The organism is Paraburkholderia sp., assembly GCF_049581445.1.
Taxonomy (GTDB): domain Bacteria; phylum Pseudomonadota; class Gammaproteobacteria; order Burkholderiales; family Burkholderiaceae; genus Paraburkholderia.
In genome coordinates this window covers 13454-27953 of the sequence record NZ_JBAURZ010000161.1, presented here as the reverse complement: position 1 = coordinate 27953, position 14500 = coordinate 13454, and the positions used below count along the sequence as shown (strand labels likewise).

Genomic DNA, 14500 nt, shown 5'->3' with positions numbered 1-14500 from the left:
GTTCGGTGGGCAGTGGCGGTGGTGCTGGCGCTGCGGCAGGTGGCTCCTTGGGAAATGCGCGCGGCGGGTTGGGCGGCGCAGAGGCAGTAGCATCAGGCGCGTCTGCGCAAGGCAGGCCCACGCGGGGACAAGGCGGTGTGCCTGTGCCGCAGACTTCGTCGCAGGAAGGGACCGGGACCACTGCGCTCTACGAGAAGCTGACGACGTGGAATTTCGGCAAGCTGCCGGAGTTACTGGAAATCCGCCGTGGCGGGCAGACGCTGTTTGGTTACCCTGCGCTCGTCGATCGTGGCACGCATTGCGACGTCGAGGTTTTCGATTCGCCTGACGAAGCCACGCGCATTCATCGTGCCGGGCTGCGGCGGCTCTTTGCGTTGCAATTGAAGGAGCCGATCAAATATCTGGAGAAGAACCTGCCGGGTCTGCGCGAAATGGCGATGCAGTTCATGCCGCGCGGCACTCAGGAGGAGTTGCGTGACCAGTTGATCGATACAGCGCTCGATCGCGCATGTTTGCAAGACCCGCTGCCCGCCGATGACGTGAGCTTCCATACCCGTCGCGACGAAGGGCGCAGCCGTTTGACGCTGCTTGCTCAGGAAATCGCACGGCTGGTGGGGCAGATTCTCACGGAGTACGCGAGCGTGACCAAAAAGCTCGTGCAGGCGAAGCCGTTTGCGGCAGCGTATGCGGACATGCAGAACCAACTCGACGGGTTGATCGGCAAACGCTTTTTGATTGACACACCGTATGCGCAACTTGCGCACTTTCCGCGCTACCTGAAGGGAATGGCCTTACGAATCGACAAGCTGAAGGCCGACGCGACCCGCGATGCCCGACAATTCGCAGAGTTTCAGCCTTTGCTGCAAAACTATCAGCGAGCGCTCGCGCAGCGAGGCGGTGTGATGGACGCGCGGCTGTTGGAGTTCCGCTGGTTGCTGGAGGAACTGCGTATCTCCCTCTTTGCCCAGGAATTGCGGACGCCGATGCCGGTATCGGTGAAACGCCTGTACAAGGTGTGGGAGTCGATGCAGCGGTAAGAACGCGCGCGAAAAAAAAGCGCGACATCGATGTTTGAGTTCGATGTCGCGCAAACGATGCAGGCCCGCCCGGACCCGCATCCACTCGCTGCTTTCGTGTGTCGACCGGAGTTCGCGCGTTAGCGCTTATTCCGGTCCCATGCAAAACGGTTGTTCTGCATGGCATGATTGCTCTGGATGGTGCGAACCAGACCGCACCAATATTGCTGTTTACCAGTGCATCCCGGCGCCGACCGACGCGCCAAACTGGCCGCGTGAGTCGCTCGTGCCTTGCACCTTGTAGACCCACTTGCCGGTCTCCGACAGTTGCGACACGCCCAAGGCGACAGCCGACTGACCTGCATACGTGCCACCTGCGATCGCTACCATGCCGCGACCCGGCAACACAGCTTGCGGCAGTCCCGCAGCAGCCAACGCCGAGGCGGTGCCACCGTACGAATCGCGGCGTGCCGAGCGGACCTGATCGTCGGTGTAACTATTCGACTGGCCGACCGCGCTGCTCATACCGGAGTTCAACTGGTTGACGTTGACAGCGTCGGTGCCTTGCACGCCGGCGGCGACATTGGTGATCTGGCGTTCGCTGCCAGCCGCACCGACCGATACCGTGTTGGCGCGGTCTGCCACCGAGCCTTGGCCCAATGCGACTGCGTTGTCGGCGCTGACGTGTGCGCCCGTGCCGATTGCCGTTGCGTTGTTGCCGCTGGCCACCGAGTTCGCGCCGATTGCGGTCGCGTTCGTACCGGAGGCCAGTGCGTTTGCGCCGGCGGCTGTCGCGTAGGTGCCGGACGCCTGCGCCGCTTCCGTTGTCGCATTGCCGTTCGCGCTGAAGAACGTCGAGCCGGCGGTGGGTTGCAGATTGCTGACTGCGCTGCCGATTGCCGCGTCCAGTTGGCCGAGGTTCACCGCGTCGGTTGCGAGCACGCCGTCCGCCAGGTTGTGGATCACCGTGCCACCGTCTCCACCGAGCGTGACACTCCCCTTGTTGCCGGAACCGTCCGCGTTCGTGTCGTACATCACCGCGCCGTCGACCTTGGTGGCGGTAGAAGCTGCCTGGCTCGCGACAGCGTTCAACTGGTTGACGTTGACCGCGTCAGTGCCTTCAACGCCAGCAGCGACATTGGTGATCTGACGCTCCTTGCCCACAGAGCCGACCGCGACCGTGTTAGCGCGGTTGGCTACCGAGCCTTGGCCAAGGGCGACGGATCCGTCGGCGCTGGCAACGGCCTGGTTACCGATGGCCGTAGCGTTTTGAGCGGTGGCCTGGGCGTAGGAGCCGACTGCAGTAGCGGCGGTGACTGCCGGCGCGCTCGGGCCGGCCGGATTGGCGCCGGCGAGCGCGTTGGCGCCGAGGGCGATGGAATCGTCACCTGACGACACGGATTGTGTGCCGACAGCGATGCTGTTCGCTCCCATTGCCGACGACGACGCACCTGTTGCCACGGAGTTGGCGCCAGACGCTGAAGCGGAGCTGCCCATAGCAACGGAGTATGGGCCGCTGGCGCTTGCGACGTCAGTGCCGTCTCCCGCGCCCGTAGCCTTGAAGTATTTCACTCCTGCGGCGGCGTCAGCAGTCGCGGCAGTCAACTGACTCACGTTGACCGCATCGGTGGGATCGGCGCCCGCTGCGACGTTCGTGATCCGTCGTTCGCTGCCTGCCGATCCGACCGAAACGGTATTGTCTTCGGTAGCGATTGAACCTTGGCCCAATGCAACCGAGTTAGTGCCGGAGGCAGTAGCCAAAGCGCCGATCGCGGTGCTAAAGGTACCGCTCGCGAAGGAAGATGCACCTAGGGCAACAGACCCGTCGCCTGAGGCGTTGGCGTTAAATCCGAACGCAGAAGACATCAGGCCGGTAGCGTTTGCCAATGGGCCAATTGCGACCGAACCTTCGTTGCTAGCTTGTGCTCCGTAGCCGAATGCCGACGAATAGATGCCGCTAGCTTGCGAGGCGAAGCCGACTGCCGAAGAGTAGTCGCCGGTAGCTGCTGCGTAGGCGCCGACCGCTGAACTGCCCACGCCTGTTGACAGCGTGTCGGAGCCGACCGCAGTGGAGCTCTGAGCCGTTGCTGAGGCGTTTGCACCCAGCGCGGAGGCGCCTGGCTCGCTTGCTGACGAATACGCGCCCAGGGCAACCGACGCGACACCCTCAGCTTGAGCATTCGATCCGGCCGCAACGGCCAGATCGCCAGCGTTCGTCCACGCACCGACGGCGACCGAGCGCACGCCTGTGGCCTGTGCGTCATACCCGAGTGCCGACGAGCCGAAACCGCCGGCATGGGAATCATCGGGCGCGAGGCCAGTGTCGTTGGTGCGGACGTACTTGACGCCGGTGCCATTGTTAGCGGTGTAGGTGGCGTTGGTGTCGCCAGTGACGCTGTAAAGCTGCGCGCCGTTCACGGCATCCGTGCTCGTGGCGGATACGGCGCCCTGATGCACGTTAGTGAGCGTGGTGCCGCCTGCGACGCCGCCATCAGTCGACGTCGATCCGGCGAGCGTGACGCTGCTGCCGTCAGAACTGGCATCGTACTGAATCGTGTTTTGAGCAAGCGTGGCGACCTTGTTGTCGACCGCGCTCAACTGACTGACATTCACTGCGTCAGTGGGAGCGAAACCGGCGGCGACGTTGGTCAGGCGCCGTTCGTTGCCGCTGGAGCCAAGCGAAACTTCTCCTGCGGCTGTGCTGCCCGCGATCGTCACGGGGTCTGCGCCAAAGCTTTGGCCTTGTTGAGTCAGATCGGCCGTCGTGGTGGAGTTGGCGCCCAGTGCGACGCTGTTGTCGGCGGTAGCGACCGAGCCGTGGCCCAACGCAATGGACTTAACGCCGGAGGCGGTTGCCGAAACGCCAATCGCGGTGCTCAAGTCGCCGTTCGCGGAGGAGAACCCACCTAGGGCAGCCGAGCCGTCGCCCGCGGCGGCGGCGCCGAATCCGATTGCGGAAGACGCATTTCCGGTGGCGCTTGCCTGCGAGCCTATTGCAACCGCTCCTGAGTTACTCGCTTGCGCCAAGGTGCCGAATGCCGATGAGTAGTCGCCGCTAGCTTGCGAACTGAGGCCGAATGTAGAAGAGTAGACGCCGCTAGCAGCCGCAGATGCACCGACCGCCGTTGCGCCAATCTCCGGTGTGGACGCGAGCGCACCGATTGCGGTTGAATAGTCTGCGAATGCTCTTGCCTGCGCGCCGCTCGCAAACGAGTTCGTGCCGGCCGAGACCGTATTGTTGCCGATAGCAGTCGAATTCTGACCGGTGGCAGCCGCTCCGACGCCAGCTGCTACGGCTTGTGCATTCGGGGCTGCGAAGGCGGCCAATCCCGTGCCGCTTGCGTCGAAATAATTGGCCGCGGCAGCCGCGCTCGCATGCGCCACTTCACCGCCCAACATCGCGGCCCCAGCAAGAACAGCCTGCGCCATCACCAGCCTGCGCGATACGCCGCGCTTCGTTTTCGAGCGCGCCGTCTCCGACGTCGCAACCCACGCGCCCGTCGCTTCATTCCAGACCGATTTATAAATCCTGTTCATGTTTTAAAAAAATCCTCGGTATTGCTGGCGTGACCGGCGTGAAAACGCATGCAAATCAGGAGAACGCCATCGCCCTTTTTGTTCACGCGAGAAATTTGATATACCGGCTGCGGTTTATCCGCCTGTCGATGTTCTGCTGAGTTTCCCGCGCGTCCTGATCGAATATTTCACGCCCTTGTCTCCGCCTTGGTTAAAAGCATGGGCGATGAGTGCAATGATTCTCAGGCGGGGTGGGGGAGTGACGGTATAAGTCAATTCCTAAAAAATAGGCGCCAGATCAATTTTATTATTTTGATTGTAAATAATCGTTTTAAAATAAGTTGAATAGAGAAAAGTCTTGTTAATTCTTATTGGTATGGCTGTATTATGAGAATGTAGTGATGTATGAATCCGATACTCATACGTCACGTGCTTTGATTTATATGGGATGAAAATCAGTAAGAGTCGCGTTTGTTAGCCGGAAGCAATGTGACGTAGGTCGTGGGAATCACCTGGAGCGTGCGTGCCGACATCGCAATGCGCATTGCGGGCGTCGTGCGCCGCTGCCTTTTCGATGTCAATACCCCATCTGGATCAACCGTTTACGCTAACAAACGCTTTACAATGCCTGCTGTTCTCTGAAGTGAGTTTTCATGCGTAAATTTCTTCTCCCCGGCTTGGCGTCTACGTTCGCCGCCGGCGCGGCCCTCATTGCCGCCGCAGCGTTTTTTTCTCCCGCCGCGTTTGCCAACAATGTCATCGTGCTCAACTCCGGCGAGGCGACCCTCAGCCTGATCGACGAGGCCACGCACCAGGTGGTTGGCACGGTGCCGACAGGCAAGGAACCGCATCACCTGATGGCGACGCCGGACAATTCGTCGTTAATCGTCGCTAATTCGGTCTCGAACAATCTGATGTTCGTCGACCCCAAGACCGGCAAGGTGCAGCGTTGGGTCGAGAACATCGAAGATCCTTACCAGATCGGCTTTTCGCCTGACCGAAAGTGGCTCGTCACAACCGGGCTGCGGATGGACCGCCTCGACATCTATCACTACGACAGCCAGCAGAACAGCATGACGCTCGCCTCGCGTCTGCCGCTAGCCGTCATGCCGAGCCACATGGCATTCACGAACGACAGCAAGACGGTGTTCGTCACGCTGCAAGTCTCGGGCGAACTGGCGGCCGTCGATCTGGCCACCCAGCAGATCAAGTGGAAGATGAAGGTAGGCAAGGTGCCGGCAGGCCTGTGGATGACACCGGGCGACAAATATCTGCTGATCGGCATGACCGGTGCGGATTACGTGGCGGTAGTGGATTGGCGTGATCAGAAGATCGTCAAGACCATCCATACGGGGAATGGCGCGCATAATTTCCGTTCGCTCGCGGACGGCAAACATGTTGCCGTGTCCAACCGAGTCGCGAGTACCATTAGCATCATCGACGAAGATTCGCTCACGAACGTCGGCGACATCACCGGTCTGATGTCAGGGCCGGATGACATGGAACTGTCGGCGGACAAACGCTATCTGTGGGTGACATTCCGCTTCGCGAAGCATATCGGTATCATCGACCTGACCACGCGCAAGCTGATCCAGACAATCGCGGTCGGCCGTTCGCCGCACGGCATCTATTTTTACGATCGCGCGCCGGTCACGGCACCGAACGGCGCATAGGGCAGATAAGGCGCATTGCACGACGGGCACCATGTTCCAGCAGATCCTCTTTTCGCTCGATAGCCTGGTCACAGCGGCGCAGACGTTGCTGTACGTCGATGTCGTACAGCCGTTGCTGTTCCGCTTCGGCTTGATGGGTTACGACGAAGACACTTACGACGCCCTGTATTGGGTAATCGTCGGCGTCTTCGAAGTGCTGGCCATGTACGCGGTGTTGCGGCCGCTGGAAGCGTTGCGCCCGGCCGAGAAGTGGGAGAACCGCAAGGCCGTGCGCGTCGACGTGATCTACACGTGGATCGTCAAGCTCGGCATCCTCAACCTGTTGTTCTTCTTTGCGTTGCAGCCTCTGTTCGACACCGTGCAGGGCTGGCTGCGCCTGCACAACATCGCCGGTTTCGAGTTCGACAATATATGGCCCGGCGTCACGACCCGGCCCGTCGTCACGTTCGTGATGTATCTGCTGGTACTGGATTTCGCCGGCTACTGGTATCACCGTTGGGAACATCGCTTCGGCGTCTGGTGGGAACTGCATGCCGTGCATCACAGCCAGCGGCAGATGTCGCTGTGGTCCGACGACCGCAACCATCTGCTCGACGATCTGCTGCAGGCTTCGTTTTTTGCCGCCATCGCGCTCGTGACAGGGGTGCCGCCTTCGCAATTCGTGGTGCTGGTTGCCATCACCAATCTGGCGCAGAGCGTCCAGCACGCGAATATCCGGCTCTATTTCGGCTGGCTCGGTGAGCGTCTGCTCGTCAGCCCGACGTTTCATCGTCGCCATCATGCAATCGGCTACGGTCATGAAGGCCTGAAGTACGGTTGCAACTTCGGCGTGCTGTTTCCGTGGTGGGACATGCTGTTCGGCAGCGCGTCGTGGAGGCGCGAGATGGAGCCGACTGGCGTGCGCGATCAACTCGCCGGCCGTCACTATGGCGAAGGCTTCTGGGCCCAGCATTGGCTCGCCTTCGTGCGCATCGGGGCTCGCCTGTCACAGAAGAAGCGGGGCGCTTCGGGCAACGACACCGCGGCCATTTGACCAGCCGTGCCGCCAATGCTACCGGCGGCGCGTCTCGTGGTTTATCCTGTCCACGTTCGCCGCCGGTTTGACTGTGGCTGGCGGTCGTTGTATTCCCTTTGTCCCATCGTTTCGCTCACTCGCACTGGCTCGCATGAATGATCTGTTGCGCTCGTTTGGGCGTGCGCTCGCAAGCGCGCTCCACCCGCGCATGCTCTGGCTGACCTTTGTGCCATTCATGGCAGCAACGGTCGTTTGGGGCGTGATTCTCTGGTTTTCCTGGCAGGCGCTCACTGGCGCGACGCGCGCATGGCTCGAGAGCTGGTCGTTCACCACCACGCTTTATCATCTGTTCGACTGGCTGGGCTTCTCCGCGCTACATGCCGTGGTGGCGCCGTTCATCGTGATCGCCGTGGCGATTCCGCTGATCGTCGTGACCATTTTGCTGCTGATCGCCACGCTGTCGATGCCAGGTGTGATCCGCCATCTGTCTGCGAAGCAATTCGCCAGCCTGGAGATGCGCCGCGGCGGAACGTGGTACGGTAGCCTCGTACAAGCGCTGTGGACGACGTTCGTCTGTCTTGTGCTGCTGGTGGTGACCCTGCCGCTCTGGCTGATTCCGCCGTTTTTCGCGCTGATTCCGCCATTGCTGTGGGGATGGCTCACCTACCGCGTAATGACCTACGACGCGCTCGCACTGCATGCGAGCCGGGACGAGCGGCGCGCGCTGGTGCGGCGCTACCGTCTGCCTTTGCTGATGATCGGTGTGGCGAGCGGTTTGCTGGGTTCGCTGCCAACGCTAATATGGGCCTCGTCGGTCTGGCTGATTGTGCTGTTCCCCGTGATCACAGCGGTGACGATCTGGATCTACGCATTCATTCTCGTCTTTTCCGCGCTGTGGTTTGGCTATTACTGTCTGCGCGCCTTGCAACGCATGCGCGCGGAAGAACACGGCGGGCGTCATGGCGTGCCGGTGGTGTCCAACTGAATCTATCTGAGAGGCCGCAATGGCATTTGGCGTCATCATCATAGGCGACGAAATCCTGTCAGGCCGGCGTGTCGACAAGCATCTGCCGAAGGTCATCGAACTGTTGACCGCGCGTGGCCTGTCGCTTGGCTGGGCCGAGTACATCGGCGACGAACCGGAGCGCATCACGGCGACCCTACGCCGTACCTTTGCCACGGGTGACATTGTGTTTTCGACCGGTGGCATCGGCGCGACTCCGGACGATCACACGCGCCAGTGCGCCGCTGCCGCGCTTGGCGTGCCGCTTGAATTACATCCCGAAGCGGCGGAATTGATCCGTGAGCGGATTCGCGAAACGCATCCGGCCAGTTCTCCGAACCCAGTCGACCTGGAGTCGCCGGATAACCGTCACCGGCTGAATATGGGCACGTACCCACGCGGCGCGTCGATCATTCCGAACGGCTACAACAAGATTCCAGGGTTCTCGGTGGCGGATCACCACTTCGTGCCCGGCTTCCCGGTGATGGCCTGGCCGATGATCGAATGGGTGCTGGATACGAAGTATGCGCATCTGCACCACGCCATGCCGCATGCGGAAAAGTCGTTGCTGGTGTTCGAGTTACCGGAGTCGACGCTGACGCCGCTGATGGAAAAAATCGAGCACGATTTCCCGAGCGTGCGTGTCTTCAGTTTGCCGAGCGTCGGGGATGCGGCGCGCGGCGGCATCTATGCGCGGCGCCATATCGATCTGGGCGTAAAGGGCGAGCCGGAAGCGGTCGCCGCGGCGTTCGTGAAGTTGCGCGAAGGGGTGCATCTACTGGGCGGCGATATCGTGGAACCCGAAGCGGCGGCGGTCGCTAAACCGCGCAGCTAGTCGAAGGATGATGCGGCCACGCCCGCATCATCCTCTTGTCACATCCAGCGCCGACGATTCGATCCATACGGCATTGGCTCTTGCATCGCCAGGCATGTCCTGCGATCACAGCGTCTGCGTCACCTGAATCTCAAGCGCCGATCCACGGCAGACCGCGAAAACACCACCCCGAGACCGTCTTACGATGCCCTTGGCCATCCTTGTCGCCTTCAAAACCTTCGAGCAGATCGTACGCTTTGGTGTAACCAGCCTGCGTCGCGGCGATGGCGGCGAGTTTGGAGCGCGCGGCGCTGCGGCACAGGAACAGGACCGGCGTATCGGGCGTAGCGGCCTGGCTCAGTTGCTGAAGGAATTCCTGATTCGGCACGGCGCCTGGATAGCGGGTCCATTCGACGTGCGCGTACTGGCCGTCGCCGATAACCGGGCGGCCAACCCAGTCGAGTTCCGCGCGGGTGCGTACATCGACCAGACGCGTACGCGGGTCGAGTTGAAGGAGCTCGAAGGCCTCGGCGGGGGACACCGCGCCCGCATAGGGCAACTGGTTGTCAAGCCGGCGCTTTTCGGCTTGGGCGTACAACTGTTCGAGCGTACTCATGAGAGCAAATCTCCTTCGGACCAAATAATCATTCTAGCGCGCCGGCCCCGTCATGCGTGCTATCCAGCCCGCTCGCGGATTCCCGTACAAGCGCGGGCGGAGTGCTCCAAAACGGTGCGCGACGACCCGTTCGCCCCAAAATGGGGATTCTCGATTCGGGCCATTTTGCGATTGCACTATGATGGTGCCTGTGCGCCAGGAAAGAGGGCTCGTTCACGTCTGCCAGTGTGCGTCGATTCCCAGCAAATGCGCGCGGCGAGGCGCTTTGCGCCGCCTTGGCGCATACATGGCACAGAAGCTGCTTATTTGGTGCCGATCGATTCCACGCCCGGCATGTCAGGCGTATCCGTGAGCATCAACCTGTAACAGGGGGAGCTTGAGGTAGACGTGCAGGGACGGGTCAGCTAGATTTGGGCGGCGGCTAAATCCGCCGAATTCGTTAATCAGGAGATAGGTTATGAGTAAATCCGTGGCCGACGTCATGCAAATCGTCAAAGACGAGGACGTCAAGTTTGTCGACTTCCGTTTCACCGACACGCGCGGTAAAGAGCAACACGTTTCGGTGCCGGTGTCGGCATTCGACGAAGACAAGTTCGAGAGCGGCCATGCGTTTGACGGTTCTTCGATTGCCGGCTGGAAAGGCATCGAAGCGTCGGACATGCTGCTCGTGCCGGACGCAGACACGGCCTTTATCGACCCGTTCTATGAAGAGTCGACCCTCGTACTGACCTGTGACGTCGTCGAGCCGGCGGACGGCAAGGGCTACGAACGCGATCCGCGCTCGCTGGCAAAGCGCGCTGAAGCCTATCTGAAGAGCACAGGTCTGGGCGATACGGCTTTCTTCGGTCCGGAACCTGAATTCTTCATTTTCGATTCGGTCCAGTGGAACACGGACATGTCGGGCTGCTTCGTGAAGATCGGCTCGGAAGAAGCACCGTGGTCCTCGGGCAAGGAATTCGAAGGCGGCAATATCGGTCACCGTCCGGGCGTCAAGGGCGGCTACTTCCCGGTCGCACCGGTTGATTCGTTCCAGGACATCCGTTCGGAAATGTGCCTGCTGCTCGAACAGATCGGCATTCCGGTTGAAGTGCACCACCACGAAGTGGGTGGCATGGGCCAGAATGAAATCGGTACGAAGTTCTCGACGCTGGTGCAGCGCGCCGACTGGACGCAGCAACTGAAGTACATCGTCCACAACGTCGCTCACACGTATGGCAAGACGGCGACGTTCATGCCGAAGCCGGTGGTCGGCGACAACGGTTCGGGCATGCACGTTCACCAGTCGATCTGGAAAGACGGCCAGAACCTGTTCGCAGGCAATGGTTACGCGGGCCTGTCTGAATTCGCGCTGTTCTACATCGGCGGCATCATCAAGCACGCTCGCGCGCTGAACGCCATCACGAACCCGACGACGAACTCGTACAAGCGTCTCGTGCCGCATTTCGAAGCACCGGTCAAGCTCGCTTACTCGGCGCGTAACCGTTCGGCTTCGATCCGGATTCCGCACGTGTCGAACCCGAAGGGCCGTCGTATCGAGACGCGTTTCCCGGACCCGATGGCAAATCCGTACCTGTTGTTCTCGGCTTTGATGATGGCAGGCCTCGACGGCGTGCAGAACAAGATCCATCCGGGCGAAGCCGCCGACAAGAACCTGTACGATCTGCCGCCGGAAGAGGATGCAAAGATCCCGACCGTGTGTGCCGGTCTCGACCAGGCGCTGGAAGCACTCGACAAGGACCGCGAGTTCCTGACGCGTGGTGGCGTGTTCACGGACGCAATGCTGGATGCTTACCTGGAACTGAAGGAAGGCGAACTGCAACGCGTGCGTATGGCCACGCACCCGCTTGAATTCGAACTGTACTACTCGCTGTAACTGGCGATGGCGCTTCGCCCGGCAGCTTCGGCGAAGCGCGCTTGCCCCACACTCGTGACTGGTCGAACGCGGGTCACAAAGGGACGGCGGCGCCGTCCCTTTTTTATTCGATTCTGAGGGCCCCCAAACCTGACGCTTCGCGCCAGGCCCCCCGCGGGGGGACGGAAAACTTGGGGCTGCCCTGCGTTTTCCTGAGGCAACGTTTGCGCCTGCGGTTGGCATAGCGTGGACGGTTTGTTGTATCACCATCTCTCATCGGCCTGACTGCAAGATGGTTCTGAAGAATCTGATTAAAGCAAGAAAGGGGCATGCCGAGCCGCTGTCGGAAATCGCGCAGCTGGTTGACTCAGGCTTGTTGCCGGGGTTCGAGGCGTTGCCCACGGTGGTTCTGGTGCTCGAAAAGCGCACCTTGAAAGTAGCGTTCGCGAATCCGTCCGCGGAATCGATGCTGGATCTTTCGCGCCGGCAACTGCGGCAGATGGCGTGGCCAGACATTTTCGCCAATGCGGATGAACTGGTTGCCACGATCGCGTCGATTGCGGAACACCGTTTTCACGCGACGCATCTCGACGCGGTGCTCGAGCGTCCGGGCCACGAGCCGCTGCATGTGCATGCAATCGTCGGCTTCCTCGAAGGCGCGCCGGACTATGTGCTGCTGGAACTGTTCGAAAACGAACGCCACTTGCGCACCGACCGCGAAGAGCGCATCAATGACCTCACGGCGGTCAACAAACAACTGATCCGCAATCTCGCGCACGAGATCAAGAATCCGCTTGGCGGGATTCGGGGTGCCGCGCAGTTGCTGGAGTTCGAACTGGGCGTGCGCGAGCGTGACGAGTTGCGCGAGTACACCCAGGTCATCATCAAGGAATCGGACCGGCTGCAAACGCTGGTGGACCGGTTGCTCGAACCGCATCGTCATCCGCATATCGTCGGTGACGTGAACATTCACGAGGTTTGCGAACGCGTGCGCGCGGTGATTCTCGCGGAGTTTCCGCGCGGGCTTACCATCGAGCGTGACTACGACGTCAGCGTGCCTGATCTGCGCGGCGACAAGGAGCAATTGATCCAGGCGGTTCTCAACATTGTGCGCAACGCGGCCGAAGCATTGCGCGAACGGATCTCGCAGGGCGATGCGCGAATTGAATTGCGCACACGCGTGGCGCGCAAGATCACGGTTTCAAAACGCTTGTGCAAGCTGGCATTGGACTTGCATATCATCGACAACGGACCTGGCATTCCGGAAGAGATCCGCGATCGCATCTTCTATCCGCTCGTTTCGGGGCGCGACGATGGAAGCGGTCTGGGTCTCACGCTCGCGCAGACTTTCGTGCAACAGCACGATGGCCTGATCGAAGTGGAAAGCCGGCCAGGGCATACCGAGTTTCAGATTCTGCTGCCGCTCGACTGCTAAAACCACAAGCACCTAAAGACTTCTGACCGACCTTATGAAGCCGATCTGGATAGTAGACGACGATCAATCGATACGATGGGTGCTCGAAAAGGCCCTGGCTCGTGAGAATTTCGCGACGCGTAGCTTCGCGAATGTACGCGATGCAGCAGCCGCGCTCGATCACGACAGCCCACAGGTGCTGGTATCCGACATCCGCATGCCCGGCGGTTCCGGCCTTGAATTGCTGCAAACGGTGCGTGACAAGGTGCCGGGCTTGCCGGTCATCATCATGACCGCGTTCTCGGATCTCGACAGCGCCGTGGCGGCATTCCAGGGTGGCGCGTTCGAATACCTCGCGAAACCGTTCGACGTCGACAAGGCAGTCGAACTGATTCGCCGCGCCGTCGACGAAAGCATGCGCGGCGAACAGACGTGGGATGACCGCGTTGCCGATGCACCAGAAATGCTCGGCCAGGCGCCGGCCATGCAGGATATGTTTCGCGCTATCGGCCGCTTGTCCCATTCTGCGGCAACCGTGCTCATTACCGGCGAATCAGGCACCGGGAAGGAACTTGTCGCACGCGCTTTGCACCGACATAGCCCACGCGCGAACGGTCCGTTCATTGCGTTGAACACAGCGGCGATTCCGAAAGATCTATTGGAGTCCGAATTATTTGGTCACGAGCGTGGCGCGTTCACGGGCGCGCAGGCAATGCGTCAGGGGCGCTTCGAGCAGGCTGAGAACGGCACCCTGTTTCTTGACGAAATCGGCGACATGCCGTTCGATCTGCAAACGCGCTTGCTGCGCGTGCTGTCGGATGGGCAGTTCTACCGGGTGGGTGGTCACAATCCGTTGCGAGCTAATGTGCGCGTGATTGCGGCCACGCACCAGAATCTCGAATCGCGGGTACGTCAGGGGCTGTTCCGCGAGGACTTGTATCACCGCCTCAACGTGATCCGACTGCGTTTACCGGCCTTGCGCGAGCGCAGCGAAGACATTCCGCTGCTCACGCGGCACTTTCTGCAAAAGAGCGCGCGTGATCTCGGCGTCGAGCCCAAACGCGTGTCGGAGGAGGCACTTGCGTATCTCGCTACGTTGCCGTTTCAAGGCAACGTGCGGCAACTCGAGAATCTCGCCAACTGGCTGACGGTGATGGCGCCGGCGCAGACCATCGAGATCAAGGATCTGCCGCCCGATCTGGTGCCGGCGCAGGCCGGCGCTGCTGAAATGATCGCAGGTGGACCGCTCAGTGCGGACCCGACCAGCAGTGCGGCGGGGCAATTGGCGAGCAATGGAACGACTCTGTCGACGCATGTGCCAGCCATCGCGGGCATGCCGGTGACGACTGCCGTCAGCGCCTGGGAAAGCGGTCTGCGCACTGAGGTCGCGCGCATGCTGCGCGAGAACTCGGCTGATGTGATGGATGAGCTTGCGCGGCGTTTCGAGGCGGCCGTGATTCGCGAAGCGCTCGATTTCACGCGTGGTCGCAAGGTCGAAGCGGCCGAACGCCTCGGCATTGGCCGCAACACCATCACGCGCAAGATTCAGGAACTCAATCTCGAGCCCTGAAGTGGAATAGC

The 14500-nt window shown here is 60.9% G+C and carries 10 protein-coding genes; 8 read left to right on the top strand and 2 right to left on the bottom strand.

Annotation, left to right across the window (positions count from 1 at the left end; genetic code table 11):
* On the top strand, positions 1 to 1037 hold a 1037-nt coding region (locus tag WCA85_RS14840), incomplete at its 5' end, for a DUF3418 domain-containing protein (RefSeq protein ID WP_424065071.1).
* A 210-nt stretch (positions 1038 to 1247) separates the two neighbouring features.
* On the opposite strand, the gene WCA85_RS14835 is transcribed toward WCA85_RS14840, so the two are convergent.
* On the bottom strand, positions 1248 to 4553 hold the full coding sequence (locus tag WCA85_RS14835; protein ID WP_424065069.1) for a YadA-like family protein: 3306 nt from the start codon (positions 4551 to 4553) through the stop codon (positions 1248 to 1250).
* A gap of 632 nt (positions 4554 to 5185) precedes the next feature.
* Here WCA85_RS14835 and WCA85_RS14830 point away from each other — a divergent pair.
* From WCA85_RS14830 to WCA85_RS14815, 4 genes are all read left to right on the top strand, one after another.
* Entirely contained in the window at positions 5186 to 6205 is a 1020-nt protein-coding gene (locus tag WCA85_RS14830; protein ID WP_424065068.1) for a beta-propeller fold lactonase family protein, read from the top strand.
* A 31-nt stretch (positions 6206 to 6236) separates the two neighbouring features.
* The gene (locus WCA85_RS14825) at positions 6237 to 7238 is read left to right on the top strand and encodes a sterol desaturase family protein (RefSeq protein ID WP_424065066.1); all 1002 of its coding nucleotides are present in this window, start codon (positions 6237 to 6239) and stop codon (positions 7236 to 7238) included.
* A gap of 133 nt (positions 7239 to 7371) precedes the next feature.
* On the top strand, positions 7372 to 8205 hold the full coding sequence (locus tag WCA85_RS14820) for an EI24 domain-containing protein (protein ID WP_424065064.1): 834 nt from the start codon (positions 7372 to 7374) through the stop codon (positions 8203 to 8205).
* A gap of 19 nt (positions 8206 to 8224) precedes the next feature.
* The gene (locus WCA85_RS14815; RefSeq protein WP_424065062.1) at positions 8225 to 9058 is read left to right on the top strand and encodes a competence/damage-inducible protein A; all 834 of its coding nucleotides are present in this window, start codon (positions 8225 to 8227) and stop codon (positions 9056 to 9058) included.
* A gap of 130 nt (positions 9059 to 9188) precedes the next feature.
* On the opposite strand, the gene WCA85_RS14810 is transcribed toward WCA85_RS14815, so the two are convergent.
* The gene (locus tag WCA85_RS14810; RefSeq protein ID WP_424065060.1) at positions 9189 to 9653 is read right to left on the bottom strand and encodes a rhodanese-like domain-containing protein; all 465 of its coding nucleotides are present in this window, start codon (positions 9651 to 9653) and stop codon (positions 9189 to 9191) included.
* Positions 9654 to 10110: 457 nt separating this feature from the next.
* Between WCA85_RS14810 and glnA the strand changes: the two genes are divergently transcribed.
* The 3 genes from glnA (at position 10111) to ntrC (ending at position 14489) form a co-directional block, all read left to right on the top strand.
* The gene (gene glnA, locus WCA85_RS14805) at positions 10111 to 11526 is read left to right on the top strand and encodes a type I glutamate--ammonia ligase (RefSeq protein ID WP_424065058.1); all 1416 of its coding nucleotides are present in this window, start codon (positions 10111 to 10113) and stop codon (positions 11524 to 11526) included.
* 271 nt (positions 11527 to 11797) lie between these two features.
* Positions 11798 to 12940 (top strand): nitrogen regulation protein NR(II), encoded by a 1143-nt coding sequence (glnL, locus tag WCA85_RS14800; RefSeq protein ID WP_424065056.1) that lies wholly within the window; start codon positions 11798 to 11800, stop codon positions 12938 to 12940.
* 34 nt (positions 12941 to 12974) lie between these two features.
* Positions 12975 to 14489: a nitrogen regulation protein NR(I) gene (gene ntrC / locus WCA85_RS14795; RefSeq protein WP_424065054.1), complete on the top strand. Its 1515-nt coding sequence runs from the start codon at positions 12975 to 12977 to the stop codon at positions 14487 to 14489.
* Positions 14490 to 14500 lie beyond the last annotated feature (11 nt).

Coding starts and splice junctions, on each gene's coding strand:
- glnA (WP_424065058.1), top strand. CDS start 10,111: ATGAGTAAATCCGTGGCCGACGTCATGCAAATCGTCAAAGACGAGGAC.
- ntrC (WP_424065054.1), top strand. CDS start 12,975: ATGAAGCCGATCTGGATAGTAGACGACGATCAATCGATACGATGGGTG.
- WCA85_RS14810 (WP_424065060.1), bottom strand. CDS start 9,653: ATGAGTACGCTCGAACAGTTGTACGCCCAAGCCGAAAAGCGCCGGCTT.
- glnL (WP_424065056.1), top strand. CDS start 11,798: ATGGTTCTGAAGAATCTGATTAAAGCAAGAAAGGGGCATGCCGAGCCG.
- WCA85_RS14815 (WP_424065062.1), top strand. CDS start 8,225: ATGGCATTTGGCGTCATCATCATAGGCGACGAAATCCTGTCAGGCCGG.
- WCA85_RS14825 (WP_424065066.1), top strand. CDS start 6,237: ATGTTCCAGCAGATCCTCTTTTCGCTCGATAGCCTGGTCACAGCGGCG.
- WCA85_RS14830 (WP_424065068.1), top strand. CDS start 5,186: ATGCGTAAATTTCTTCTCCCCGGCTTGGCGTCTACGTTCGCCGCCGGC.
- WCA85_RS14820 (WP_424065064.1), top strand. CDS start 7,372: ATGAATGATCTGTTGCGCTCGTTTGGGCGTGCGCTCGCAAGCGCGCTC.
- WCA85_RS14835 (WP_424065069.1), bottom strand. CDS start 4,553: ATGAACAGGATTTATAAATCGGTCTGGAATGAAGCGACGGGCGCGTGG.